Annotated in this window: 23 protein-coding genes; 15 read left to right on the forward strand and 8 right to left on the reverse strand. The window is 71.0% G+C overall.

Going from position 1 to position 25,049, the window contains the following annotated elements:
* Positions 1–5 precede the first annotated feature (5 nt).
* Positions 6–563, forward strand: coding sequence for a G/U mismatch-specific DNA glycosylase (gene mug, locus FB559_RS27505; protein ID WP_141959030.1), 558 nt, complete (start codon positions 6–8; stop codon positions 561–563).
* Here the strand turns inward: mug and idi are convergent.
* Positions 553–1,143 carry an isopentenyl-diphosphate Delta-isomerase gene (gene idi / locus FB559_RS27510; RefSeq protein WP_141959032.1) on the reverse strand — a complete coding sequence of 197 codons (591 nt, stop codon included), beginning with the start codon at positions 1,141–1,143 and terminating at the stop codon, positions 553–555. The two genes, mug and idi, sit on opposite strands and share 11 nt — an antisense overlap.
* 134 nt (positions 1,144–1,277) lie before the next feature.
* Here idi and dxs point away from each other — a divergent pair, with 134 nt between their 5' ends.
* The 9 genes from dxs to FB559_RS27555 all read left to right on the forward strand — a co-directional run bounded on the left by dxs (position 1,278) and on the right by FB559_RS27555 (position 10,550).
* Complete coding sequence (gene dxs, locus FB559_RS27515) at positions 1,278–3,170, forward strand: 1-deoxy-D-xylulose-5-phosphate synthase (RefSeq protein WP_141959034.1); 1,893 nt, start codon at positions 1,278–1,280, stop codon at positions 3,168–3,170.
* A gap of 80 nt (positions 3,171–3,250) precedes the next feature.
* Complete coding sequence (locus tag FB559_RS27520) at positions 3,251–4,720, forward strand: amino acid permease (protein WP_141959036.1); 1,470 nt, start codon at positions 3,251–3,253, stop codon at positions 4,718–4,720.
* A 72-nt stretch (positions 4,721–4,792) separates the two neighbouring features.
* The gene (locus FB559_RS27525) at positions 4,793–6,121 is read left to right on the forward strand and encodes an FAD-dependent oxidoreductase (RefSeq protein WP_141959038.1); all 1,329 of its coding nucleotides are present in this window, start codon (positions 4,793–4,795) and stop codon (positions 6,119–6,121) included.
* Between the two features lie 202 nt (positions 6,122–6,323).
* Positions 6,324–6,965 (forward strand): hypothetical protein, encoded by a 642-nt coding sequence (locus FB559_RS27530; protein ID WP_141959040.1) that lies wholly within the window; start codon positions 6,324–6,326, stop codon positions 6,963–6,965.
* Positions 6,966–7,583, forward strand: a complete 618-nt coding sequence (locus tag FB559_RS27535) for a class F sortase (RefSeq protein WP_141959042.1) — start codon at positions 6,966–6,968, stop codon at positions 7,581–7,583. It abuts the gene before it with no gap.
* Positions 7,584–7,627: 44 nt separating this feature from the next.
* The gene (locus FB559_RS27540; protein ID WP_246122113.1) at positions 7,628–8,314 is read left to right on the forward strand and encodes a class F sortase; all 687 of its coding nucleotides are present in this window, start codon (positions 7,628–7,630) and stop codon (positions 8,312–8,314) included.
* A 76-nt stretch (positions 8,315–8,390) separates the two neighbouring features.
* Positions 8,391–9,074: a hypothetical protein gene (locus tag FB559_RS27545; RefSeq protein WP_246122115.1), complete on the forward strand. Its 684-nt coding sequence runs from the start codon at positions 8,391–8,393 to the stop codon at positions 9,072–9,074.
* A 41-nt stretch (positions 9,075–9,115) separates the two neighbouring features.
* Positions 9,116–9,514 carry a BlaI/MecI/CopY family transcriptional regulator gene (locus FB559_RS27550; protein WP_141959044.1) on the forward strand — a complete coding sequence of 133 codons (399 nt, stop codon included), beginning with the start codon at positions 9,116–9,118 and terminating at the stop codon, positions 9,512–9,514.
* 64 nt (positions 9,515–9,578) lie between these two features.
* Complete coding sequence (locus tag FB559_RS27555) at positions 9,579–10,550, forward strand: M56 family metallopeptidase (protein ID WP_141959046.1); 972 nt, start codon at positions 9,579–9,581, stop codon at positions 10,548–10,550.
* A 256-nt stretch (positions 10,551–10,806) separates the two neighbouring features.
* Here the strand turns inward: FB559_RS27555 and FB559_RS27560 are convergent, their stop codons facing one another.
* Positions 10,807–12,888, reverse strand: coding sequence for a 3-hydroxyacyl-CoA dehydrogenase NAD-binding domain-containing protein (locus tag FB559_RS27560; RefSeq protein ID WP_141959048.1), 2,082 nt, complete (start codon positions 12,886–12,888; stop codon positions 10,807–10,809).
* 94 nt (positions 12,889–12,982) lie between these two features.
* Complete coding sequence (locus FB559_RS27565) at positions 12,983–14,167, reverse strand: thiolase family protein (protein WP_141959050.1); 1,185 nt, start codon at positions 14,165–14,167, stop codon at positions 12,983–12,985.
* 227 nt (positions 14,168–14,394) lie between these two features.
* Between FB559_RS27565 and FB559_RS27570 the strand changes: the two genes are divergently transcribed.
* Complete coding sequence (locus tag FB559_RS27570) at positions 14,395–15,981, forward strand: AMP-binding protein (RefSeq protein ID WP_141959052.1); 1,587 nt, start codon at positions 14,395–14,397, stop codon at positions 15,979–15,981.
* A 16-nt stretch (positions 15,982–15,997) separates the two neighbouring features.
* Here FB559_RS27570 and efeU read toward each other — a convergent pair whose 3' ends face one another.
* Complete coding sequence (gene efeU, locus FB559_RS27575; RefSeq protein ID WP_246122117.1) at positions 15,998–16,858, reverse strand: iron uptake transporter permease EfeU; 861 nt, start codon at positions 16,856–16,858, stop codon at positions 15,998–16,000.
* A gap of 249 nt (positions 16,859–17,107) precedes the next feature.
* Between efeU and FB559_RS27580 the strand changes: the two genes are divergently transcribed.
* Positions 17,108–17,902, forward strand: a complete 795-nt coding sequence (locus tag FB559_RS27580; protein ID WP_246122579.1) for a polysaccharide deacetylase family protein — start codon at positions 17,108–17,110, stop codon at positions 17,900–17,902.
* A gap of 12 nt (positions 17,903–17,914) precedes the next feature.
* On the opposite strand, the gene FB559_RS27585 is transcribed toward FB559_RS27580, so the two are convergent.
* The 3 genes from FB559_RS27585 to FB559_RS27595 are packed head-to-tail and all read right to left on the reverse strand — an operon-like array spanning position 17,915 to position 20,200.
* Entirely contained in the window at positions 17,915–18,385 is a 471-nt protein-coding gene (locus tag FB559_RS27585; RefSeq protein WP_141959055.1) for a GNAT family N-acetyltransferase, read from the reverse strand.
* Positions 18,375–19,625, reverse strand: coding sequence for a ribonuclease D (locus FB559_RS27590; RefSeq protein ID WP_425455086.1), 1,251 nt, complete (start codon positions 19,623–19,625; stop codon positions 18,375–18,377). The genes FB559_RS27585 and FB559_RS27590 overlap by 11 nt, the downstream gene beginning before the upstream one ends.
* Positions 19,622–20,200, reverse strand: coding sequence for a DUF3000 domain-containing protein (locus FB559_RS27595; protein WP_141959058.1), 579 nt, complete (start codon positions 20,198–20,200; stop codon positions 19,622–19,624). The genes FB559_RS27590 and FB559_RS27595 overlap by 4 nt, the downstream gene beginning before the upstream one ends.
* Positions 20,201–20,751: 551 nt before the next feature.
* Between FB559_RS27595 and hemE the strand changes: the two genes are divergently transcribed.
* On the forward strand, positions 20,752–21,762 hold the full coding sequence (gene hemE, locus FB559_RS27600) for a uroporphyrinogen decarboxylase (RefSeq protein ID WP_221640490.1): 1,011 nt from the start codon (positions 20,752–20,754) through the stop codon (positions 21,760–21,762).
* A 63-nt stretch (positions 21,763–21,825) separates the two neighbouring features.
* Here hemE and FB559_RS27605 read toward each other — a convergent pair whose 3' ends face one another.
* Entirely contained in the window at positions 21,826–22,680 is an 855-nt protein-coding gene (locus tag FB559_RS27605) for a DUF4349 domain-containing protein (protein ID WP_141959062.1), read from the reverse strand.
* 137 nt (positions 22,681–22,817) lie between these two features.
* Between FB559_RS27605 and hemG the strand changes: the two genes are divergently transcribed.
* Both hemG and hemQ read left to right on the forward strand, forming a co-directional pair.
* Positions 22,818–24,275: a protoporphyrinogen oxidase gene (gene hemG, locus FB559_RS27610; protein WP_141959064.1), complete on the forward strand. Its 1,458-nt coding sequence runs from the start codon at positions 22,818–22,820 to the stop codon at positions 24,273–24,275.
* An 87-nt stretch (positions 24,276–24,362) separates the two neighbouring features.
* On the forward strand, positions 24,363–25,004 hold the full coding sequence (gene hemQ, locus FB559_RS27615; RefSeq protein ID WP_141961960.1) for a hydrogen peroxide-dependent heme synthase: 642 nt from the start codon (positions 24,363–24,365) through the stop codon (positions 25,002–25,004).
* Positions 25,005–25,049: the final 45 nt, after the last annotated feature.

Below are 25,049 nucleotides of genomic sequence, written 5' to 3' on the forward strand. Positions count from 1 at the left end.
CGGTGATGACGTCACGACCGACCACCGCCGAGATCGCGGCGGCGCAGGATCGCACGATCCCCGACGTCGTGCCGCCTCGCGGTGGTGTCCTGCTCTGCGGCATCAACCCGGGGCTGTACTCCGCGGCGACCGGATGGCACTTCGCCCGGCCGGGCAACCGCTTCTGGCCGGCCCTGCACCGCTCCGGCTTCACCGACCGGCTGCTCACGCCGGACGAGCAGCGGCTGCTGCCCGCCTACGGCCTCGGCATCACCAACCTCGCAGCACGCGCCACCGCGACGGCGGCGGAGCTGACCAGGGCGGAGTTGGAGGAGGGCGGCGCCCTGCTGGAGGAGTTCGTCCGCCGGCACGCCCCACGGGTGGTCGCGGTCCTCGGCGTCACCGCCTACCGCACGGCCTTCGGCCGGCCGAAGGCGCGGATCGGCCCGCAGGAGGCGATGCTGGGCGGGGCCCGCACGTGGATCCTGCCCAACCCCTCAGGCCTGAACGCCCACTACACCGCCGAGACGCTCGCCGGGGAGTTCCGGGTGCTGCGGAAAGCGGCCGGACCGGTCACCACGTGATGGCGGGCGGAAGCAGGGCCGGGGCGGCGGCGGGCCACTCCGCGGGGGCCCCCAGCGGCACGAGCTGCTCCATCTGCGAGCGAAACCAGGGCGAGGCCGTCGGATGATCCACCAGGGCGACGCATTCGTCCCAGTCGCGCCACTCGGCCGCCTCGACCTCCTCCGGGTCGAGCCGCGTCTCGCCCGTCGCGGTCGCGCGCACGACCGGGCAGAGCTCGTTCTCCACCACGCCGTCCGCGGCCGTAGCGCGATAGCGAAATCTCGGGAGCACGAGCGTCGGCTCCTCCACGCCCAGACCCAGCTCGGTGCGCACGCGACGCCGGATGGCATCGCGCAGGCCCTCACCCGGAGCGGGGTGCCCGCAGCAGCTGTTGGTCCACACGGAGGGGAAGGACGCCTTGCCGTGCGCCCGCTGCGTGATCAGGATCCGTCCGGCAGGGTCGGTGAGATAGCAGGAGAAGGCCAGATGAAGTGGGGTCTCGCTGTGATGGCTCGGTGCCTTCGGGGCCGTGCCGATCGCCCGGCCGGTCGGGTCGAGCAACACGATCAGTTCGTTATTGGTCACTCTCAGTCCATCCATCACAGTCTTTATACCTGATCGATACGGTGCGTCACATGAACCTTCACACGAACCTTCCACCTACCCGGCCGCATCTCATCGGTCAGGAGCACCACTAAAATCGGGATCCGCGCAAAGACGAGGAGATGACCTGAGTGACCCTACTTGAGTCGATCAGTCGGCCCGATGACCTGAAGCGCCTCGACCCGGGGCAGCTCTCTCAGCTCGCCGGGGAGATCCGCGACTTCCTCGTTTCGGTGGTCTCCAAGAACGGAGGTCATCTCGGGCCCAACCTGGGGGCGGTGGAGCTGACCATCGCCATGCACCGGGTCTTCGACTCACCGCGGGACCGGATCCTCTTCGACACCGGTCACCAGGCGTACGTCCACAAGCTGCTGACCGGTCGGCACGACTTCGGGATGCTGCGGCAAAGAGGCGGTCTGTCCGGCTATCCGAGCCAGGCCGAGTCCGAGCACGACGTGATCGAGAACTCCCATGCCTCCACCAGCCTGTCGTACGCCGACGGGCTCGCCAAGGCGTACCAGCTGCGCGGCGAGGGCGACCGGTTCGTCGTGCCGTTCATCGGTGACGGCGCGCTGACGGGCGGCATGGCCTGGGAGGCGCTCAACAACATCGCCGCGGGCAAGGACCGCCAGGTGGTCATCGTCGTCAACGACAACGGCCGCTCGTACTCCCCGACGATCGGCGGGCTGGCCAGCCACCTCGCCGACCTGCGCATGACGCGCGGCTACGAGCACGCCCTCGACCTGATCAAGCGCACCGTGCCCAAGACGCCGGTCGTGGGCGGGATGGCCTACGACGCCCTGCACGGCATCAAGAAGGGCATCAAGGACATCCTGCAGCCGCAGGGCATGTTCGAGGACCTCGGGCTCAAGTACGTCGGCCCGATCGACGGCCACGACGAGGCGGCCGTGGAGCACGCGCTCCTCAAGGCCAAGGCGTTCGGCGGCCCGGTCATCGTGCACTGCATCACCCGTAAGGGATACGGCTACGCGCCGGCCGAGAACGACGAGGAAGAGGCGTTCCACTCCCCGGGCCTGTTCGACCCGGCGACCGGCCGCAAGCTCACCAAGGCCGGCGGGCCCAGCTGGACCAAGGTCTTCAGCGACGAGCTGGTCCGGCTCGGCGCCGAGCGGCCCGACATCGTCGCCATCACCGCGGCCATGCTGCATCCGACCGGGCTCGCGTCCTTCGCCGAGGTCTACCCGGAACGGACCTATGACGTCGGCATCGCCGAACAGCACGCGATGACCTCCGCCGCGGGCCTGGCCTTCGGCGGCATGCACCCGGTCGTGGCGGTGTACGCCACGTTCCTCAACCGCGCCTTCGACCAGTTGCTGATGGACGTCGCGCTGCACAAGCTGCCGGTCACGGTCGTGCTCGACCGCGCCGGCGTCACCGGCGACGACGGGCCGAGCCACAACGGCATGTGGGACATGTCGATCCTGCAGGTCATCCCAGGGCTGCGCGTCGCCGCGCCGCGCGATGGCACCCGGCTGACCGAGCTGCTCCGCGAGGCCGTGGAGGTCACCGACGGACCCACCGTCGTGCGGTTCCCCAAGGGGCCGGTCGGTGACGACATCAAGGCGGTCGAGCGCACCGGCGGCATCGACGTCCTGGTCAAGTCCGAGGACAACGACGTGCTGCTCGTCGCGGCCGGTGCGATGGCCGGAGTCGCCGTCGAGGCGGCCACGCTCATCGCCGCGCAGGGGATCGGCGTGACCGTCGTCGACCCGCGCTGGGTCAAGCCGCTCGACGAAAAGCTCATCGGGCTGGGCGGCGAGCACCGGCTCGTCGCCGTCGTCGAGGACAACTGCCGCGTCGGCGGCGTGGGCGACGCGGTGGCCAGACTGCTGCGCGACAGCGACGTGGACGTGCCGGTCCGTACGTTCGGCATCCCGCAGAGCTTCCTCGACCATGCCAAGCGCGCGCAGATCCTCACCGACATCGGGCTCACCCCGCAGGGCCTCGCCCGTGACATCACCGCCCTCATCTCACGCGACTCGGTACTCGAACCCACCGAATGACCCCGGCGCGGGAAAATTAAACGTTTGACGCCGCTTCTCTGGGTGATCTTCACGTAACCCCCCGGAGAAGGGAGACCTAGATGAGCGTCTTCCGTACGAAGTCGGTCGAGCGGTCGATCCGCGAGACCGACGAGCCCGGCAACAGCCTGCGCCGTGAGCTGAGCGCGCTCGACCTGACCGTCTTCGGTGTCGGCGTCATCGTCGGCACCGGCATCTTCGTGCTCACCGGTGAGGTCGCCAAGAAGAGCAGCGGGCCGGCGGTGGCGTTGTCGTTCGTGGCCGCCGGTATCGCCTGCGCGCTCGCCGCGCTGTGTTACGCGGAGTTCGCCTCGACGGTTCCGGTGGCCGGTTCGGCGTACACGTTCTCCTACGCCACGATCGGCGAGCTGCCGGCCTGGATCATCGGCTGGGACCTGATGCTCGAACTCGCGCTCGGCGCCGCGACGGTCGCGGTCGGCTGGTCCGGCTACGCCAAGATCCTGCTCGACGACATGGGGATCCATCTCCCGACCTCCGTGGTGGGGGAGGACGCCACCTTCAACATCCCCGCGATGCTGATCGTGCTGGCGGTCACCGCCCTTCTCGTCACCGGCGTGAAGATCTCCTCCCGCGTGAACGCCGTCATCGTCACCATCAAGATCGCGGTGGTGCTGTTCGTCATCGTCGCGGGACTGTTCTTCATCAAGGGTGGCAACTACCACCCGTTCGTCCCGAAGGCGGAATCCTCGCCGGACCTGCACGGCGGCAAGGCCCCGCTGATCCAGGTGCTGTTCGGCTACACCCCCTCCACGTACGGCTGGGCCGGCATCATCGCGGGCGCCGCGATCGTCTTCTTCGCCTTCATCGGCTTCGACGTCGTCGCCACGGCGGCCGAGGAGACCAAGAAGCCGAAGCGCGACCTGCCGATCGGCATCATCGCCTCACTGGTGATCTGCACCCTGCTGTACGTCGCGGTCTCGCTCGTCGTCACCGGGATGCAGAACTACCGGCACCTGAGCGTCGACGCACCACTGGCCGAGGCGTTCAAGTCGGTCGGTCATCCGGGGTTCGCCACGATCATCAGCGTGGGCGCGCTGGCCGGGCTGACGACCGTCGTGCTCATCCTGATGCTCGGCCAGAGCCGGGTCTTCTTCGCCATGAGCCGTGACGGGCTGCTGCCGTCCTGGCTGGCCGAGGTCCACCCGCGGTTCGGCACCCCGTACCGGGTCACGATCATCATCGGCGTCGTCGTGGCGCTCATCGCCGGTCTCGTGCCGCTCTCGGCCCTCGCCGAGCTCGTGAACATCGGCACGCTCTTCGCCTTCATCGTCGTTTCGATCGGTGTCGTGGTCCTGCGCCGCACCCACCCGGACCTGCCGCGTTCGTTCCGCGTTCCGGCTTCGCCGGTGGTGCCTATCCTGGCCGTCCTGGCGTGCGGCTATCTGATGCTCAACCTGCCGGTCGAGACGTGGCTGCGGTTCGTCATCTGGATGATCATCGGCTTTGTCGTCTACTTCCTGTACGGGCGTGGGCACAGCCGCGTGGGAAAGGGCCGGGCCGAATCCAGCTGATGCGGTGAGGGATGGGGATTCCGCGCCGGTTGTGGGCACAATATTGGCGTGGCGGATGCATCTGCTCTTCGCGTGGCGGTAATCGGTTCCGGTCCGGCGGGGATTTACGCCGCCGAGGCGTTGGTGAAGCAGGCCGAGGGTGCCGTACGGGTCGACATCTTCGACCGGCTGCCGACACCGTACGGTCTGGTGCGATACGGCGTGGCCCCGGACCACACGTCGATCAAGTCCATCGCCCGCTATCTGCAGCGGGTGCTGGAGCACCCGGCCGTACGCTTCCTCGGCGGCGTGGAGTTCGGCAAGGACGTGACCCGTGAGGGGTTGCTCGACTGCTACGACGCCGTGATCTACGCCACGGGGGCGATGGTCGACCGGCACCTCGGCATCCCCGGTGAGGACCTGGTCGGCAGCGTCGCCGCGACCGACTTCGTCAACTGGTACTGCGGTCATCCCGACGCGAGCGGCCTCGAGGTGGACCTCTCGGCGGACGCCGTCGCCGTCATCGGCGTGGGCAACGTGGCCGTCGACGTCGTGCGGATCCTCGCCAAGACCGCGGACGAGCTGCGCGCCACGGACGTGCCGGACGCGGTCCTGGCCCTGCTCGGCGGCAGCGGCGTACGCCGGATCCACATGATCGGGCGGCGTGGCCCGGCGCAGGCCAAGTTCACCACCAAGGAGCTGCGCGAGCTGGGCGCACTGCCCCAGGCCGAGGTGCACGTGCGCACCGACGACATGCGGCTCGACCCGGCGAGCGCGGCGCTGGCCGAGTCGGACCGGCATGTCCGGGCGAACGTCAAGGTCATGAGCGAGTGGGCGGCACGTCCGGCCGGTGACCTGCCCCGCCGGCTCGACCTGAGGTTCTGGATGCGCCCGGTGGAGATCCTGGGCACCGAGCGGGTCGAGGGCCTGCGGCTGGAGCACACCACGCTGAACGACGAGGGCCGGGTCGTCGGCACGGGTGAGTACGAGACGCTGCCGGTGCGCCTGGTGCTGCGGTCGGTGGGGTACCAGAGCGTGCCGTTGCCCGATGTGCCGTTCGATCCACGTGCGTATGTCGTGCCGAACGAGGGCGGCCGGGTGCTGGGCGAGGACGGCCGGCCGCTCCCGGGGGAGTACGTCGCGGGCTGGATCAAGCGCGGGCCCACCGGCGTGATCGGCACCAATAAGGGCGACGCCGCCGAGACCGTACGCGCGCTGCTCGCCGATCTGGGCGGGCGCGCCGAAGAACGGCCCTCGATCGAGGCGCTGCTCGAGTCACGCGGCGTACGTGCCGTGACGTATGAGGACTGGCTCGGAATCGACGCCGGGGAGATCGCTCTCGCGCGCAGTCTCGATCGCGGAGAGCGCGTCAAACTGGCCGGCTGGGAAGCACTTCGGCGCGCGTATATGCGCGACTCATAGAGCCGCGTTCGGGGACGCTCACCTATATAGGACGCGCAATACGTCCGATCGGTTGGCATGCAATTCCTCAATGGCCATAGCTTGCCATATCGCCACCTTGATCGGTGTTTTCGCCATTCCTGCGGATAACGTGTTCATTGAAAACGTCGTGGCGACGCTCCGGCCAATTCGATGGGGCCACGCATTCACGGCAGGGGGAAGAATGAACATCGCACGTCTTGGGGCGGCGGGCGGCGCGGCCGCGATCATCGCGCTGAGCGCGGCCGGCCCGGCGTTCGCCGCGGACCCGGCACCGCCCACGGGGGGCAGCGAGCCGGTGCCGTCGGCGCCGCCGACCAGCGAACCGCCGAGCACGCCACCGACCACACCGCCACCGACGCATCCGAAGCCTCCGGGCCACGGGCCCAGCGCGAGCGTGAGCCCGACGGTCTTCTCGCCCGGGGACACGCTGACGTTCACGGTCCAGCACTGCGCGGTCCGTCCGAACATCTCCGACCTGAACCACCTGTTCGCGAGCGTCGGCCCCTTCCACCACACCGGATGGCGCGACTACGCGGCACAGGGAGTCACCCGTACGGACCTGGTCGAGGGCCGTGTGTACAGGGTCACCGTCCACTGCGGCCGCTGGAGCGAGACGTTCAGCACGCGTCCACGCAAGCACACCACGCCGCCCCCGCCCTCCGGTGAGCCGACAGGCGTGCCGAGCGGGGCTCCGCAGACCGGTGACGGCTCCAGCGGTGGAGCCGACGTCGCGCTGGTCGCGGGCGGCGCCGGCGTCGTTCTCGCCGGTCTCGCGGGCGGCACCTACCTCTACAGCCGCCGGCGTTCGTCGGCTGGAGCCTGAGTGGCACCCCAGCGGTACCGTGCCGGCCGTCACGCTCTCGGCGTGACGGCCGTCGCGCTGGTCGCGGTCACGGCCGCCGGTTGCGGCGGCGGGGGAAAGGCCCGCGCGGCCGGCACGCGACCCGCCGCGTCGCCGTCGAGCACGGCGGTGAAGCCGCTGGCCCGCTCGGTACCGTCCCGGCTTCGCATCCCCAAGCTGAACATCGATTCCCCGATCATGAAGCTCGGCCTGAACGCGGACCGCACGATCCAGGTGCCGCCGCTGAACCGGCTGAATATGACCGGTTGGTGGAAAGGCGGTCCGACGCCCGGGGAGAAGGGCGCGTCGGTCATCCTCGGCCACAACATCGGCAATGGCCGTGCCTCGGTCTTCGACAAGCTCGGCACGCTGAGGCCCGGCGACACCGTTCGGGTGACGCGGGACAATGGCAGCGTCGCGACCTTTGAGATCACCAGGCTGGAACAGATCGCCAAGAGCCGGTTCCCGACCGACAAGGTGTACGGGAAGCTGTCCTATCCGGGCATCCGGCTGATCACCTGCGGCGGGCGGTTCGACTCCTCCTCGGGGCACCATGTCGACAACGTCATCGCGTACGGCAGGTTGGTGAACGCAAGCTGAGCACGCGACTCGGGCGGCGGCGCCGGCGAGACGGCGGGGATCCGGTGGCGGCGGACGCTGCGGCCCCGTACGCCGGCCTGCCCGATCCCCACCCCTCCACGGGATCGGGCCCTGCCGGGCGGCGCCGCCCGACCGCGTTCGCCGTCGCCGGGTTGGTCCTGACGATCGGTGCCGGCTCGACGATGATCGCGATCGGCCTGCACGGCGGCGGCCCGCCGCAGCCGCCTCGGCCGGCGTCGGTGACCGCCCCCGAGCCGGTGGTGAAGGCCCGCCCGATGAGCCACGCCCTGCCACTCCGCATCGCCATTCCGCGGATCCACGTGGACGCTCCGGTCGAGGCGCTCGGCCGGAACGCCGATGGCACCGTCGAGGTCCCGGCGCTGAACCGTCCGAACCTGGCCGGCTGGTACAAGTACGGCCCGACGCCGGGGCAGACGGGCGCCGCCGTCGTTCTCGGCCATGTCGACGCCCATCGGCACGAGGCCGTGTTCTTCCGGCTGGGCAGCCTGCGCCACGGCGACCGCATCCGGGTGACGCGTACGGGCGGCAGCGTGGCGACGTTCGCGGTCGACAGCGTTGTGCCGGTGCCCAAGGACGGCTTTCCGGCCCAGAGCGTGTACGGGAGGACCTCGTACGCCGCCCTGCGCCTCGTCACCTGCGGCGGCAGGTTCGACACGAGGACGAAGCACTACCTGGGCAACATCATCGTGTACGCGCACCTCGTCCGCTGACGGGCGCCTCTGTGCGGCCGGGGCCCGCTGCGCGTACAATCACCTAAATAACTTAGGACATTAGGTGGTGCGGGCCATGGCATCGGGGACGACCGGACGGAACGGCAGGCGCGGGACGGCGCGGGAGCGGGTCGAGGCGGCACGGCGGGCCGAGCGACGGCGGAGGTCGCGCCGGATCGCCGTCCTGGCGGCGTGCTGCGTCGTCGCGGCCGCCGCCATGGTCGCCGCGTTCGTGGTGGTGGTGGCCCATGACGGGCCCGGACGGCAGCGGCCCGCGGCGGGGCGCCTCACCTGGCCCCGGCCGGAGGACACCGCGGACCGGGCGCGGGCGATCGGCCTGGCGGTGGCGCCCATGGAGGGCACCGCCCTGCACTTCCACACCCACCTCGACATCCTGGTCGACGGCCGATCGGTGGCCGTACCGGCCGGGCTGGGCATCGCCGGCTCCGGCCAGGAGATGGCCGAGCTGCACACCCACGACACGACCGGGGTGCTGCACATCGAGGCGCCGGCCACGGGCAAGCACTACACGCTGGGGCAGCTGTTCACCGAGTGGAACCTGCGCCTGGACGCGACGAATCTGGGCGACCTGAAGGCCGGTGAGGGCCGGATCCTGACCGCGTACGTGGACGGCAGAAGGCAGGGCGGCGACCCGGCGGCCATCGAGCTGACCCGGCACCGGGAGATCGCTTTGGTGTACGGACCGGCGGGCGCCCGGCCGAAGGTGCCCTCGTCCTACGCCTTCCCTTCCGGTCTGTGAATGTAGGCTATCTCTTAGGTGTCTTCGGTGGAGGGAGCCGCATGCCACGGTTCGGTGAGCTGGAGGCGGCCATCATGGAGGTCGTCTGGTCCGCGGACAAGGCCATCACCGTCCGCGAGATCCGCGATCGCCTCGCACGCGATCCCGCGCCGGCGTACAACACGGTCCTCACGGTGACCGAGATCCTCTATCGCAAGAGCTGGCTCGTACGGGAGAAGCACGGCAAGGCCTTTCGCTACTGGCCGGCCGCGAACCGGGACGACTACACCGCGCGCCTGATGGACGAGGCGCTCGACTCGGCGGAGGACCGGACCGCCGCCCTGGTGCACTTCATGGAGACCATGACGCCGGAGGAGATGGCCGAGGTCCGCCGCGCGCTGAACGCGGCCGAAAAGGCGGGCCAGGGCTCGGTCCACACCACGGGGAGGTCGCCGAGATGATCCCGACCCTTCATGCGGCGCCGGGTACGGCCGCCGTAGCGGAGCCGGAGAGGGGGTCTGCGCGGTGATCGCCGCACTGGCCCTTCTTGGCTACGCCGTCCTGCTCGCGACCGCCGGCGCCGGGGCACTCGGGCGCGCGAGCTGGCCGCGGCGCGCGCCACGGCTGGCGATCCTCGCCTGGGAGGCCCTGTCACTGTCGACGATCGGCTCCGTACTCCTCGCGGGAGTGCTGGTGGAGCTGGCGGCGACGAGCGACGACGCCGCCCGGCGATGCGGAGCGCCGGCCCCCTGGCCGTGCGCGCCGGCCACCACCCCGGCCGGACTGGCACTGGCCATCGCCGCCGCGATCGCGATCTCCGCCGTGACCGGGCGCGTCGTCTGGTGCCTGGCCAGGACATATGCCGCGGCGGCCGGTAAGCGCAACCACCAGCTGGACGCGCTGGCCGTGCTCGGCCGCCCCGACGACCGGCTCGGCGTGACCCTGGTCGACCACGCCGCCCCGTCCGCGTACTGCCTGCCCGGCCGCCACGGCCGCATCGTCGTCACCACCGCCGCCCTGACGGCCTTGGACGAGCACCACCTCGCGGCCGTCCTCGCCCACGAGCGCGCCCACCTGCGCCAGCGTCATCATCTGATCCGGACGACGGCCGAGGCCCTGTCCCGGGCGTTCCCGCGGGTGCCCGCCTTCACGATGGCCGCCGAACAAATCGGGCGGCTGTCCGAACTGGCCGCCGACGACGCGGCGGCAAAGCACTCGGGCCGCCTCACCGTCGCCGCCGCGCTACTGGCCCTCGCCGAGGCGGCGGCCCCGGGCGCCCCAGCACCCGCTCCGGCCCTGACCGCGGGCGGCACGACGGCGGCCACCCGCGCCCACCGCCTCATCACGGGCACGCGCCCTCTGGGCCGCACGCGCGTCCTGCTCGGCCTCGCCGCCACGGCCCTGGTCATCTCGGCCCCGGCGGTGGCCGCCGCCGCATCCGTCCCGGCCGCCCCGAACACCGCATGCTGCACCACCGCCGCCGCGCAGCACTCCTGATGGCGTGAGTCAGGGGATCGCGTGGGGGGCTTCAGGTAGGGAGCGTTCAGAACTCCAGTGCGGACCAGTCGATCGTCATCGGGATGGGATTGCTGACTGAGGGCGGGTCGCCGCCTTCGTCCTTCATGAAGGTGCCCACGTGTTTGTAGAGCATCTGTGCGTGGAGGCGGCTTTCGGAGCGCGCCGTCCTCGGTCAGAGACGGTCCCCGGCGGCCGTACTGGCCCGCCGGGGACCGTCTCTGTGGCTCGGCATGGTCTACGGCAGCGAGGCGACCCCGGGTGAGAGGAAGCGTGAGCCCGCCACACGCTCCGCGACGCCGCTGCGGTCCAGGTACGGCGTCACGCCGCCCAGGTGGAACGGCCAGCCCGCGCCCAGGATCATGCACAGGTCGACGTCTTCCGGGGCCGCCACGACGCCCTCGTCGAGCAGGAGACGGATCTCCTGCGCCAGGGCGTCGAGCGCGCGAGCGAGCACCTGCTCCTCCGTGGACGGCGACGTGCCCCCCGCGAAGATCTCCACGGCCTCGGGATCGAGGGTGAAGTCCGGCAGGTAGACCCCCGGCTTGCCGGCCGCGACCAGCTTGGCCAGCCGGTCCGACAACGGGAAGCGGTCGGGGAAGGCCGCGTTCAGCTGCTCGCACACGTGCAGCGCGATCGCCGGGCCCACCAGGCCCATCAGCACGAACGGCGGCATCGGCAGGCCCAGCGGCGCCACCGCGCGCTCGGCCACCTCGATCGGCGTGCCCTCGTCCACGGCCTGCACGATCTCGGCCAGCATGCGCAGCAGTACGCGGTTGACCACGAACGCCGGCGCGTCCTTGACCAGCACGCAGGACTTCTTCAGGGTCTTGCCGGTGGCGAACGCCGTGGCCAGTGTCTCGTCGTCGGTCCGCTCGCCCCGCACGATCTCCAGCAGCGGCAGCACCGCGACCGGGTTGAAGAAGTGGAAGCCCACCACCCGCTCCGGATGCCGCAGCTTGGCCGCCATCTCCGACACCGACAGCGACGAGGTGTTGGTCGCCAGGACGCACGTCGGCGAGACCACGGCCTCGACCTCGGCGAAGACCTGCTGCTTGACGCCCATCTCCTCGAACACGGCCTCGATCACGAAGTCGGCGTCGGCGAACGCCTCCTTGGTCAGCGAGCCCGACACGAGTCCCTTGAGCCGCGAGGCCTCATCCGGGGAGACGCGCCCCTTGCCGAGCAGCTTGTCGATCTCGGCACGGACGTACGCGACGCCCTTGTCGAGCCGCTCTTGGTCCAGGTCGGTGAGTACGACCGGTACGCCCAGCCGGCGGGCGAACAGCAGCCCCAGCTGGGAGGCCATCAGCCCCGCGCCGACCACGCCCACCTTGGTCACCGGCCGGGCCAGGGACCGGTCCGGCGCGCCGGCCGGGCGCTTGGCGCGCTTCTGCACCAGGTCGAAGGCGTACAGGCCGGACCGCAGCTCCTCGCTCATGATCAGGTCGGCGAGCGCCTCGTCCTCGGCCGCGAAGCCCTCGTCCCTGCTGCGGTCCTTGGCCGCGGCGACCAGGTCCAGGGCGCGCAGGGGAGCGGGGGCCGCACCGTCCAGCTTGCCCTCCACCGTCCAGCGGGCCTGCCCGACCGCCTCGTCCCAGGCCGCTCCGGTGTCGACCGGCGCGCGTTCGACCTCGACCTCGCCGGCCACCACACGGGCGGCCCAGCGCAGCGACTCTTCCAGGAAGTCGGCCGGCTCGAACATCGCGTCGGCGATGCCCAGCTCGTACGCCTGCGGCCCGCGCAGCATCCGGTTCTGGTTCAGCGGGTTCAGGGCGATGACCTTCAGCGCCTTCTCCGCGCCGATGAGCCGCGGCAGCAGGTACGTACCGCCCCAGCCCGGCACCAGCCCGAGGAAGCACTCCGGCAGGGCCACCGCCGGCACCCCCGAGGAGATCGTGCGGTACGTGCAGTGCAGCGCGATCTCGACGCCGCCGCCCATCGACGCGCCGTTGACGAACGCGAACGAGGGGATCGGCAGCTCGCCCAGCCGGCGGAACACGTCATGGCCCAGCCGGGCGACCTCCAGCGCCTGCTCACGACCGGTGATCAGCGGTACGCCGCCCAGGTCCGCGCCCACCGCGAAGATGAACGGCTTGCCCGTCACGCCGACCGCGACGAGGTCGTCCCGTGCCGCGATCGAGTCCAGGGCGGTGTTCAACTCCGTCAGTCCGCCCGGCCCGAAGGTGTTCGGCTTGGTGTGGTCGAACCCGTTGTCGAGCGTGATCAGCGCCATCGTGCCCGCGCCGCAGGTTAGCTCGACATCCCGTACGTGCGCCTGAGTGACGACCTCGTCGCCGAAGATCTCAGTAACACTCATCAGCCATCCACCCTCTCCGCGTTCATGGGTCGCTCGCGCTCCTCACTCGCTACGCGGGCGCGCTCGTCCCTCACGCGCCCACTCCGCTTGCTCGTCACACTCGCTCCCACAGCACCGTTCCGCCCATGCCCATACCCACGCACATCGTCGTGAGGCCGTAGCGGACGTCCGGCCGCTCGGCGAAGTGGCGCGCGAGCTGCGTCATCAGGCGTACGCCCGAGGAGGCGAGCGGGTGGCCGATGGCGATGGCGCCGCCCCAGGGGTTCACCCGCGGGTCGTCGTCAGCGATCTTGAAGTGGTCGAGGAAGGCGAGTACCTGGACGGCGAACGCCTCGTTGATCTCGATCAGGCCGATGTCGTCCATGGTCATCGAGTTGCGTGCGAGGAGCCTCTCGGTGGCGGGCACCGGCCCGATGCCCATCACCTCCGGCTCGACGCCCGCGAAGGAGAAGTCGACGAGCCGCATCCGTGCCGGCAGGCCCAGCTCGGCGGCGACGTCCTCGGCCGCCACGATGCAGCCCGTGGCACCGTCGTTGAGCCCCGCGGCGTTGCCCGCGGTGACGTTCCCGTGCGGGCGGAACGGCGTCTTCAGGCCGGCCAGGTTCTCCATCGTCGTGCCGGGACGCGGCGGCTCGTCCGTGGTCGCCAGCCCGTAGCCCTTCTCCGCGGATCGCATCGCCATCGGCACCAGGTCCTGCTGGATGAGGCCCGCCTCGTACGCGCCGGCGACCTTGCTCTGGCTCCGGACGGCGTACGCGTCGGCGCGTTCCTTGGTGATCTGCGGGTAGCGGTCGTGCAGGTTCTCCGCGGTCATGCCCATGACCAGCGCGGAGCCGTCCACGAGCTGCTCCGACAGGAACCTCGGGTTGGGGTCCACGCCCTCGCCCATGGGATGGCGGCCCATGTGCTCGACGCCCCCGGCGATGGCGACGTCGTAGGCGCCGAAGGCGATGCCGCCGGCGACCGTCGTCACGGCGGTCATCGCGCCCGCGCACATGCGGTCGATCGCGTAGCCGGGGACGCTCTTGGGCAGCCCGGCCAGCACGGCGGCGGCACGGCCGATGGTGAGGCCCTGGTCGCCGATCTGGGTGGTCGCCGCGATGGCGACCTCGTCGATGCGCTCGGCGGGCAGCGACGGATTGCGTCTCCGCAGTTCGCGGATCACCCGGACGACGAGATCGTCGGCGCGGGTCTCGGCGTACAGCCCCTTGGGGCCGGCCTTGCCGAACGGTGTGCGTACGCCGTCGACGAAGACCACGTCACGCGCGGTACGGGGCACGGTCGGTCCTCCCTTTCGTGCGGAGCCTGCTGGTTCTCGTGTCCCTATACGTTACTCGTCAGTAACCACTGACATGCAAGTGGGCCCTTGCTGGAGAGGATCACCCACCCGTAGCCTGACCGGAATCACGGGACCTCGGGGAGTGACGGGCAGTGGTGCACGCCAGGCCGGAGTACCGCTCCGGGGCCGGACGCAGAGCCGGACAAGCCATCAACGTGCCCCTGACGATGGCCAGAAGGGGCCTGCTGTGGCCCTGGCGCCCGCTACGCGCCACCCGGCAGATCACCGCGCTCCTGCACTGGGGCACCACGCTGGCCGGCGGGCTCGTCGCCGCCGCCGCGCGTGACCCGGACCGGGTCGCCCTGGTCGACGAGCTCGGCGAGCTGACCTACGCCGAGCTGCACGACCGTACGGACCGCCTGGCCGCCGCCCTGATCCCCGACCGCGACGCACGCCGCCCCCGTGTCGGGGTGCTGTGCCGCAACCACCGCGGCCTGGTCGAGTCGCTGATCGCCTGCAGCAAGCGCGGGGCCGAGGTGGTCCTGCTGGGCACCGGGCTCGGCCCCGGGCAGCTCAACAGCGTGATGCGCGAGCTGTGGGCCGACATCATCATCGCCGACACGGAGTTCGCCGACCAGCTGCCGCGCGGCGGGCGGCCGATCACCAAGGTGACCGCCTGGCCCGGCGGCCCCGACGGCAGCGCCCGCTGCGGCCAGGGCCCGACCCTGAACGAACTCATCGCGCGCACTCCGGCCCCTGCCCTCGAACCGCCCTCGATCCAGGGCCGCATCGTCTTCCTCAGCTCGGGCACGTCCGGCCGTCCGAAGGGGGCGCGCCGCCCGCCCCGTCCCGGGTTCGGGCCGCTCGCCGCGATGCTGTCGCGCACCCCGCTCCGCGTGCACGACCGGATGCTGATCGAGGCGCCGCTGTTCCACGCCTGGGGCTACTCCTCGCTGCAGATCGCGCTGGCGATGCGGGCGACCGTCGTCATCGGGCGGCGCTTCGACCCCGAGCAGACCCTGCGGACCATCCAGGAGCGCTCCTGCAGCACGCTCATCACCGTGCCGATCATGCTGCAGCGCATCATGGCGCTGCCCGCGCGCGTCCGCGCGGCGTACGACACGTCCTCCCTGCGCGTCACCGCGGTCAGCGGTTCCCGGCTGCCGGGAGACCTGGCGGGCGCCTTCATGGACGCCTTCCCGGTCGAGCTCTGCAACGTCTACGGATCGACCGAGGCGGGCTGGGTGAGCATCGCCACCGCGGCCGACCTGCGCGCCCATCCGCACACCGCGGGACGCCCGGCCGCCGGTTCCGAGGTCACGATCCTGGACGCCGAGGGGCGTCAGGTCCCGCCGGGCACCACCGGCCGCATCTTCGCCGCGAACGGCATGCATTTCGAGGGCTACACCGGCGGCCTGCCCATGGAGACCAGGCACGGCATGCTCTTCATGGGCGACGTCGGCCACTTCGACGACGACGGCCTGCTCTACATCGACGGCCGCGCCGACGAGATGGTCGTCTCCGGCGGGGAGAACGTCTTTCCGGGCGCGGCCGAGGACGTGATCGCCAGACTGCCGCAGGTCCGTGAGGTCGCGGTGACGAGCGTCGCCGACCCCGAGTACGGCGAGCGGCTGGCCGCCTACATCGTGACCGCGCCGGGCCAGCGGCTCGACGCCGACACCGTGCGCGTGCACGTCCGCAGTGAGCTCGCACGGTACGCCGTGCCGCGCGACGTGCACTTCCGCTCCCACCTGCCGCGCAACGCGATGGGAAAGGTCGTACCGCACCGCCTGCACGAGACGGCGGGCGCCTGAGCGAGGTCCGTACGAGTCAGCGGCCGGCGTCGGCGGTCTGCTCGCGCGGTGCCCTCGCGACCGGGGCCTTGGCGGGACGCAGGAACAACACCATCACCGGGACGACGTACACCGTCCACGCGATCGCCTGGACGACCGTGACCTGCGGGGTGAGGTTGAACACGCCCTGCAGGGCCGTCTGCAGCCACCGGCCGACCGTGCCCATCCCGGCGAACCACGTGCTCGGCTCGAAGGCCAGCGTGGTCAGGCCGGGCAGGACCGAGGCCTCCTGCAGATCGTGGAAGCCGTACCCGAACACCCCGGCGGCCACCACGATGAGGGCCGCCCCGGTGATCATGAAGAACTTCTTGAGGTTGAGCTTCAGCCCGCCCCGGTAGAGCAGGTATCCCAGCAGCACCGCGGTGAGCAGGCCGAGCACGGCGCCGATGATCGGCTCCGTCGAGGAGTTCGCGTTGGTGATGTTGGTCCACAGGAACAGCGCGGTCTCCAGGCCCTCACGGCCGACGGCCAGGAACGCCACGAAGAACAGCGCCCCGGTGCCCATCGACAGCGCGCCTTCGAGCTTGCCCTCCAGCTCGGCCTTCATGAACCGGGCGGTCCGGCGCATCCAGAACACCATCCAGGTCACCAGGCCGACGGCGATGATCGACAGGAAGCCGCCGAAGGTCTCCTGCGTCTTGAACTGCATCTCGCCGGAGGCGACGCTGAGCACGATGCCGAACCCGATGGCGACCGCGACGGCGGAGCCGACGCCTCCCCAGACGGGTGTGAGCGCCCGGCGGTTGCCCGACTTCACCAGATACGCGACGAGGATGCTGACGACGAGTGAGGCCTCGAGCCCCTCGCGCAGGCCGATGAGGTAGTTGCCGAGCAACAAGGGGGTGCTCCTCGTCTCTGGGCCCCGAGGGGACACGGGACCGAACGTCAGAAGGCCTTAGGTAAACCTAACCTAAGCGCGATTGTGTGACGCGAGGGGGGTCTGCGCAAGTCCGCAGCGTGGGTGACTTCACCGCTGATCGTTGTTGATGAACGCTTTGATCAGCTGTTGCACTGAATAGATCGGGGCACACGTATCCCACCAGCCTCTAGAGGGCATAGCGTTTGACATGTGGAGTTTCGGGACGTGATGACTCGCCGTCGGATGCTCGCCCTGGGCGCCGCCGGCCTCGGGGCGCTCGCCGTGGGCGACGGTGGCCAGGAGACCACCACCATCACGCGGCCGTTAGCGCGTGGACGGGCCGTGATCAAGCCGGGGAAAGCGGCACCGCGGCTGCCCCGCCCGGGTGTCATGCCGCCCCGGCTCGCTCCGTTGCCGGCGCGCAAGAACGCCATCCACCAGGTGCACGACCTGTTCCCGACCGCACCGCCGAACACCATCGCGCTGACGATCGACGACGGCCCCCAGCCCGAGTGGACGCCGAAGATGCTCGACCTGCTGGCCGAGTACGACGTCAAGGCGACGTTCTCGCTGATCGGCATCCAGGTGAAGCTGTTCCCGAAGCTGGCGGAGCGGATCGTGCAGGCGGGCCACCAGCTGTGCAACCACACCATGACCCACCCGCTCGACATCGCCTCGCTGTCCCGCAAGAGGGTCGACCGCGAGATCACCGAGGCGCACGACCGCATCGGCTACGCGACCGGGGTCGCGCCGAAGTTCTTCCGCTCGCCCGGCGGCGCGTGGTCGCACGCGGTGTTCCACTCGGCCGCCCGGCACGGGATGGTGCCGATCGACTGGGACATCGACCCGCGTGACTGGTCGCTGCCGGGCACCAGGCACATCAAGCGCGCCATGTTGAAGGCCAAGGGCGGCGACATCCTGCTGTGCCACGACGGCGGCGGTGACCGCTCGGAGACGATCAAGGCACTGCACAAGGTGATCCCGGAGCTGAAGAAACGCGGCCTGACGTTCGTCGCCCTCTGACCGTCACCCGGCTCAGGTCAGGGCGAGGGCGTACCAGACGTACGGCGAGGCCAGCAGGTCGATCGTGAAGCCGAGGCGCTCCAGCAGCCGCCGGGAGGGGAGGTTGGTCTCGTGGACCTCGGCGGTCACCCGGCGGCAGCCGGGGAGGTTCCCGAGCCAGTCCACGAGCCCGCGGACGGCCTCAGTGCCGTAGCCGTTCGCGCGCCAGGCCGCGCCCATGCCGTACCCGATCTCCGTCGACCCGTCCGGGCCCGGCGCGTGCTTCAGGCCGCACTCGCCGATCACCAGACCCTCGCGGACGATCAACCAGGTCAGGGCGTCCGGGTCGGCGGCCGCGCGCATCGCGACGAGTGCCGTCGTCTCGGTCGGCCAGGTGGTGCCGGCGGTCAGGCCGGAGTAGTCGCCGTCCGCGATCGCACGTGCCGGGTCCGGTCCGAGCGGCCGGAGCACCAGCCGCTCGGTCACGATGAGGTCAGGTGTCACTCTTGGTCGCCAGCCTGACCAGCGCCTTGGCCAGCGGCTTGGCGGTGAGCTCCACCTGCCACGACCGGGACCCGAGGGCGGTCAGCACGAGCCCGACCGATTCCTCGGTGATCGTTTCGGGTGGCGTCCAGGCGAGCCGGCGTACGGTGTCCGGCTGCAGGAGGTTCTCCGTCGGCATGGTGTGCTCGTCGGCCAGCGCGGCGACCACGGCACGGCTGGCGGTCAGGCGTTCGGCCGCGGCCGGGTCGCGCTCGGCCCAGCGGTGTGCGGGCGGTGGCCCCTCACCGGGCAGGCTGTGCTCGGGGAGCTCTGTGTCCGGCAGGGTGCGGCCCTTCTGCACCGCGCGGAACCACACCGCCGCGTGGCGGCGGGGGTTGCGCCCGCGGAACGCCGGCAGCGCGGTCAGGTCATCGGGGGTACGGGGGAGCTGGAGCGCCGCCTCCACGATGGCGGAGTCCGGCAGGACCCGGCCGGGTGACACGTCGCGCTCGCGGGCGACGCGGTCGCGCGCCAGCCACAGCTCGCGTACGACCGCGAGACTGCGGCGCGTGCGCAGCCGGTGGATGCCGGAGGTGCGGCGCCAGGGATCCTGGCGGGGCTCCTTCGGCGGTGCCGCCAGGATCGCGGCGAACTCCTCCTCCGCCCAGCTGAGCTTGCCCGCCTCGTCCAGCTCGGCCCGCAGCGCGTCACGCAGCTCGACGAGAAGCTCGACGTCGAGCGCGGCGTAGCGCAGCCAGTCGGCGGGCAGCGGCCGGGTCGACCAGTCGGCCGCCGAGTGGCCCTTCTCGAGGGTGAAGCCGAGCACGGTCTCGACCATGGTGCCCAGCCCCACACGGGGGTAGCCGAGCAGCCGGCCGGCGAGCTCGGTGTCGAACAGCCGGTCGGGGACCAGGCCGATCTCGGCCAGGCACGGCAGGTCCTGGGTGGCCGCGTGCAGCACCATCTCGGTGCCGGCGAGCGCGGTGCGCAGCCCGGACAGATCCGAGCAGGGCACGGGGTCGACAAGGACCGTTCCCGCGCCCTTGCGCCGCAGCTGAACGAGATAGGCGCGCTGGCCGTAGCGGTAACCCGAGGCGCGTTCGGCATCGACCGCGACAGGTCCCTCACCGGCGGCGAGGCCTTCGATGGCGTCCTGTAGCGCATCGGGAGTCTCGACGACCGGGGGAATCCCATCCCGTGGTTCCAACAGTGGTACTACTTCTGCTTCCGACAATCCCACGCGCCTACCGTACGTCGTCAAACTCCTGAACCCGGCAGGGAGGTGACCCCTACCGGTGGCAATCCAGCCGCAAGACAGAGAACATCACACCACGCATTGATATGCCCGGACATGTCCCCGTCGGTCGGCGACCAGGACGCCCGCAGCTCCAGCTCGGTGGTCTCGGGGTCCTCGTCCTTGTCGCCGAAGCTCTCGGAGACCGCGCGGGTGATCGTCCCGGAGGCGGCGCGGTAACCGGCCTCGTGCTGGTCGAGCGCCTCCGTCAGCCAGCTCCAGCCCACCGGGCCGATCAGTGGATCGGCCGCGATCTCGGGCTCGAGGTCGGCGCGGACGTACGCGACCACGCGGAAGTCGCCCTCCCAGCCACGCTGGCCCTCGGGGTCGTACAGCAGGATGAGCCGGCCGACACCCAGCTCGCTGTCGTCCTCGCGGTAGACGGTGGCCATGATCGCCGAGGCGTACGGCGCGAGCCGCTGGGGCGCCGGCATGTCCTCGACCACGAGCTCAGGGCGGGAGGGCTCGGCGTCGACGAACCCGCGCATCGTCTCGACGGCTCGCTGGAACCGCTCCGGCGGGTGTGCGTCCCGGGGGGTCATCGACCCACCGGACGATCCGCCGGACGCACGTCCTCGATGGGGAGATGGGGACGCATGCCGCGGGCCGCTCAGGCGGCCTGGGAGACTGCGATTACCGGAAGTTGAGGGGCGTCGCCGACCATGATCGCCATGCCGCACTCGACACACGCGAGCTCGGGGCAGTCGGCGCCGTGACCATCGGCGCACGACGGCTGCTCGAAGTCGCGCTCGTCTGCACAGACGGAACAATGACGTGTGAGCGTCATTCTGGGGTGACCTCCCTGCGACTCGGCTGGGGTGGAGCCTTCACACGCTCGCATGGCGCCAGGCGCGATCGCGGGACGTGGCTCGGCGTGTCCCGAAGATTCTCATAACGGACGTGCGGCCCTTGTCGCCGTGCGGACTTCGGGGGTGGGCCTCCGGCCTGCGGCGTTCCGTGGGACGATCCAGATGTGGCTGACGTTGCGAACACCCAGAAGGACCACGCCCCCCCGCCGCATTCCCGCGACGAAAGCGCGACCGCGGGGGATCGCCGTTCGGTCCTTCCCTCCTCCCGTCCGGCGAGCACCTTCCTGGACGCCTGCCGCCGCCGCCCGGTGGCCCACACACCGGTGTGGTTCATGCGGCAGGCGGGACGTTCACTGCCGGAGTACCGCGAGGCGCGGGGCGGCATCCCGATGATGGAGGCCTGCGCGACCCCCGACCTCATCGTGGAGATCACGATGCAGCCGGTACGCCGCTACACGGTGGACGCGGCGATCTTCTTCAGTGACATCGTCGTGCCCCTCAAGGCGATCGGCGTGGACGTCGACATCAAGCCGGGCGTCGGACCGGTGATCGCCGACCCTATCCGCGACGCGGCCGGCGTCGACCGGCTGCGCCTGCTCGAGCCGGACGACGTGCCCTATGTCACCGAGGCCGTGAGCACCCTGACCGGGGAGCTGGCCGGCATCCCGCTCATCGGCTTCGCCGGCGGCCCGTTCACCCTCGCGTCCTACCTGATCGAGGGCGGCCCGTCCAAAAACCACGAGCGCACCAAGGCGATGATGTACGGCGAGCCGGACCTGTGGGCACGCCTGCTCGACCGGCTGGCCGACATAGCCATCGCCTACCTCAAGGTGCAGGTCGAGGCGGGCGCGCGGGCGATCCAGCTGTTCGACTCCTGGGTCGGCGGCGTCGCCCCGGCCGACTACCGCACCTCCGTGCTGCCGCACAGCAGCAAGATCTTCTCCGCGCTGGAGTCGTACGACGTGCCGCGCATCCACTTCGGTGTGGGCACGGGCGAGCTGCTGGGCCTGATGGGCGAGGTGGGCGCCGACGTGGTCGGCGTCGACTGGCGCGTGCCCCTGGACGAGGCCGTGGGCCGCGTCGAGGCGGGCAAGGCGCTCCAGGGCAACCTCGACCCGGCGATCCTGCTCGCACCGTGGGACGTCGTCGCCGAGCGCGCCCGCGAGGTCCTGGCCCAGGGCCGCACGGCCGAAGGCCATGTGTTCAACCTGGGCCACGGCGTGCTCCCGGCGACCGACCCCGGCGTCCTGGCGCGCCTCACCGACCTGGTCCACGAGGAGTCCATCGCTCGCTGAGCGGACCGCCACCCGCGCCTTCCCCGGGCCCGGCCGGCGACGGCCGGACCTGAGGCGAGGCGGTCAGCCCGCGTTCGACGGGGTGGAGCGGCGGCGCCGGACGATCCACCAGGTGGGCAGGCCGATCAGCGCGGCGAGGCCGAGGAAGGGCAGCGCCCAGCCGAGGACCAGGGTCAGCCCGCCCAAGAACGCGGTGAACGCGTGCCAGCCGGTCGAGATCCCACCGGCGAACCCCCCGGCCTTCTTGTGGCCGTGGTGCGTCACCGCGGTGCCCTCCAGCCGCAGCGTCACCGTCGCGTACGACGTCTGCTCGCTCAGCGACTTCTGACGGGCCTGCAGCGACTCCAGGTCCGCCTCGCGGGTGGAGATCTCCTGCTCGAGCTGGACGATGTCGTCGACCGACTCGGCCTTGCCGAGCAGCTTGCGGAAGGACGCCAGGGTCGCCTTCGCGGACTTGACCCGGCTGGTGACGTCGGCGACCTCCTGGGTCACGTCACTGGCCTGCTGCCGTAGTGAGACGCGCCCGCCGATCCGCGAGGAGCCCAGCTGGTCCAGGACCCCCTGGTAGCGCGCCGAGGGGATCTTGAAGGTGAGCGTCGCCGAGGGACGTGATCCCGGGTCCTCCACGGCGTTCTCGTTGCCGACGTAGCCGCCCGCCGCGGTGACGATCGACTTCGCCTCGGCGGCCGATCGGGCGACGTTCCCGGCGCGAACGGTGAGGTCCGCGGTGTAGACGATCGCCTGGGCGGGCGCCAGGCGTACGGACGCGGTGCCCGCGCGGTCGTCGCCGGGGGCCACCTTCGGCCCAGGCGCCGCGACGCCCCCGCCACTCGCGGAGGAGCTGTTTCCCGCGCCCTGGCCCGAACACCCGGTGAGGACGACGAGCGTGGCGGCCAGTAAGACAATGAACGGTCTCATATGATTAAGACGCCGTGACCTTCGTCACCGTTCGCGGAACGCCGTCGCGATCGGATCACGATGGCGACGCGCCCCGATCACGGGCCCGCCGCCGGGTGGTGTCCCGGCCCTCCGAAACCTCTGCGATCGTGGGACACATGACCGATGCGCCGATCCGTACCCATGTCGTCGTCGTCGGCGGAGGGATCACCGGGCTGACCGCCGCCTACCAGGCCGCGAAGAACGGCGCCCGCGTCACGCTTCTCGAGGGCGCCGCGGACGTCGGCGGCAAACTGCGGGTGAGCGAGATCGCCGGGCTGCCGGTGGACGAGGGCGCCGAGGCGATGCTCGCGCGCCGCCCCGAGGGTCTTGAGCTCGTACGCGAGCTGGGCCTCGGCGACCGCATGGTCTACCCGGGCACGACCTCCGCCGCGATCTGGAGCCGCGGTGCCCTCCACGACATGCCCTCGGGCCACATCATGGGCGTGCCCGCCGACCTGGGCGCGCTCGCGCGCTCACGCGTGCTGTCGGCCGCCGGGCTCGCCCGGGTGCCCCTCGACCTGGTGCGTCCGGCGACCCCGCGCGGCGAGGACGTGTCCGTGGCCGGTCTGATCGGCGCGCGGGTGGGGTCGGAGGTCGTGGACCGGCTCGTCGAGCCGCTGCTCGGCGGGGTCTACGCCGGGCGCGCGGACGACCTCTCCTTCGAGGCCACGATGCCCGGACTGGCCGGCGTCTCGCGTACCCGCCGCTCCCTGATCACCGCCGCCCGCACCGTACGCGAGGCGGCGCCCAAGGACGCCGGGCCGGTGTTCACCACCCTCACCGGCGGTCTCGGAGAGCTGGCGCACGCGCTCGCCGCGAGGCTGACGGAGTTCGACGCGACGGTGCGCACCGAGACGATGGTGCGCGAGTTGCGCCGTACTCCCGGAGGATGGCGGCTCACCCTCGGACCCACACGCGAGCCCGAGTACCTCGACGCCGACGCCGTCGTGCTCGCGGTGCCGGCGCGGGCCACGGGGCGGCTCCTGCGCGAGGTGGTGCCGGTGGCCTCCGCCGAGCTGGGCCGGATCGAGTACGCCAGCATGGCGATCGTCACCCTCGCCTACTCGGGCAGCGCCTTCCCGTCGGCGCCCGTCCGCAGTGGCTACCTCGTGCCCGCCGTCGAGTCGAGCGGGGTCAAGGCGGTCACGTTCAGCACGACCAAGTGGCCGCATCTCATCGACGGCGCGCCCGGCATGGTGGTGATCCGCTGCTCCATCGGCCGCTACGGCGAGGAGCAGCTCCTCCAGCGTCCCGACGACGAGCTGAAGGCCGTCGCGATGACCGAGCTGGCCCGCACGACCGGCGTCATCGAGCTGCCCGTCGACTCTCGTGTCACCCGCTGGGGCGGTGCGCTGCCGCAGTACTCCGTGGGACACCTGGAGCGGATCGCGCGGATCCGCGCCGCCGTCGCGGGCATACCCGGGCTGGCGGTCTGCGGCGCGGCCTACGACGGTGTGGGGATTCCGGCGTGCATCGCCTCGGCGCGTACGGCGGCGGCCCGTGTGCTGGACGGCCTGGAGAGTCGGGGACAATCGGAGGAGAGCGAGGAGCCGGCGAGTGAGCCGCACCGCTGATCCGCTGGGCGCGACGACAAGGGGACTACGACCGTGAGTGGCGACAAGCCGAAGGCACGCGACCTCAACCAGGTGATCCGCTACACCATGTGGTCGGTCTTCCGGGTGCGGACCCTCGCCGACGCCGACCGCGACGCCGTCGCCGACGAGGTCGAGGAGCTGCTCGAGCAGGCCGCGGCCAAGGACGTGGTCACCCGCGGCGCGTACGACGTCGCCGGGCTGCGGGCCGACGCCGACTACATGTTCTGGTGGCACGCGCCGAGCTCGGACGACCTCCAGGAGGTCTACAGCCGGTTCCGCCGCACCGCGCTGGGCCGCGCCTCCGAGCCGGTCTGGTCGGTGATGGCGCTGCACCGGCCCGCGGAGTTCAACAAGAGCCATGTCCCGGCCTTCCTGGCCGAGGAGAAGGCGCACGCCTACGTCTGCGTGTACCCCTTCGTCCGCTCCTACGAGTGGTACCTCCTGCCGGACGACGAGCGCCGTGCGCTGCTCGCCGAGCACGGAAAGCTGGCGCGGGAGTACCCCGACGTGCGTGCCAACACGGTGTCGTCGTTCGCGCTCGGCGACTATGAGTGGATCCTCGCCTTCGAGGGCGACGAACTCCATCGCATCGTCGACCTGATGCGCCATCTGCGGGGTTCTGAGACGCGACGGCACGTCCGCGAGGAGATTCCGTTCTACACGGGTTCCCGCAAGCCGGTCACCGAGCTCGTCGCCGCCCTTCCCTAGTCAGGACCCCGCGCTCCCAGGTAAAGACTTGCCCATCGGCGTCGC

The sequence above is a fragment of the Actinoallomurus bryophytorum genome, from assembly GCF_006716425.1.
Taxonomy (GTDB): Bacteria; Actinomycetota; Actinomycetes; order Streptosporangiales; family Streptosporangiaceae; genus Actinoallomurus; species Actinoallomurus bryophytorum.

What these genes read in the sequence shown, in the direction of transcription:
- mug (WP_141959030.1), top strand. Translation starts at nt 6, where the DNA reads ATGACGTCACGACCGACCACCGCCGAGATCGCGGCGGCGCAGGATCGC.
- idi (WP_141959032.1), bottom strand. Translation starts at nt 1,143, where the DNA reads ATGGATGGACTGAGAGTGACCAATAACGAACTGATCGTGTTGCTCGAC.
- FB559_RS27520 (WP_141959036.1), top strand. Translation starts at nt 3,251, where the DNA reads ATGAGCGTCTTCCGTACGAAGTCGGTCGAGCGGTCGATCCGCGAGACC.
- FB559_RS27530 (WP_141959040.1), top strand. Translation starts at nt 6,324, where the DNA reads ATGAACATCGCACGTCTTGGGGCGGCGGGCGGCGCGGCCGCGATCATC.
- FB559_RS27545 (WP_246122115.1), top strand. Translation starts at nt 8,391, where the DNA reads ATGGCATCGGGGACGACCGGACGGAACGGCAGGCGCGGGACGGCGCGG.
- FB559_RS27550 (WP_141959044.1), top strand. Translation starts at nt 9,116, where the DNA reads ATGCCACGGTTCGGTGAGCTGGAGGCGGCCATCATGGAGGTCGTCTGG.
- FB559_RS27560 (WP_141959048.1), bottom strand. Translation starts at nt 12,888, where the DNA reads ATGAGTGTTACTGAGATCTTCGGCGACGAGGTCGTCACTCAGGCGCAC.
- FB559_RS27570 (WP_141959052.1), top strand. Translation starts at nt 14,395, where the DNA reads ATGGCCAGAAGGGGCCTGCTGTGGCCCTGGCGCCCGCTACGCGCCACC.
- FB559_RS27580 (WP_246122579.1), top strand. Translation starts at nt 17,108, where the DNA reads ATGACTCGCCGTCGGATGCTCGCCCTGGGCGCCGCCGGCCTCGGGGCG.
- FB559_RS27595 (WP_141959058.1), bottom strand. Translation starts at nt 20,200, where the DNA reads ATGACCCCCCGGGACGCACACCCGCCGGAGCGGTTCCAGCGAGCCGTC.
- FB559_RS27605 (WP_141959062.1), bottom strand. Translation starts at nt 22,680, where the DNA reads ATGAGACCGTTCATTGTCTTACTGGCCGCCACGCTCGTCGTCCTCACC.
- hemG (WP_141959064.1), top strand. Translation starts at nt 22,818, where the DNA reads ATGACCGATGCGCCGATCCGTACCCATGTCGTCGTCGTCGGCGGAGGG.
- hemQ (WP_141961960.1), top strand. Translation starts at nt 24,363, where the DNA reads ATGTGGTCGGTCTTCCGGGTGCGGACCCTCGCCGACGCCGACCGCGAC.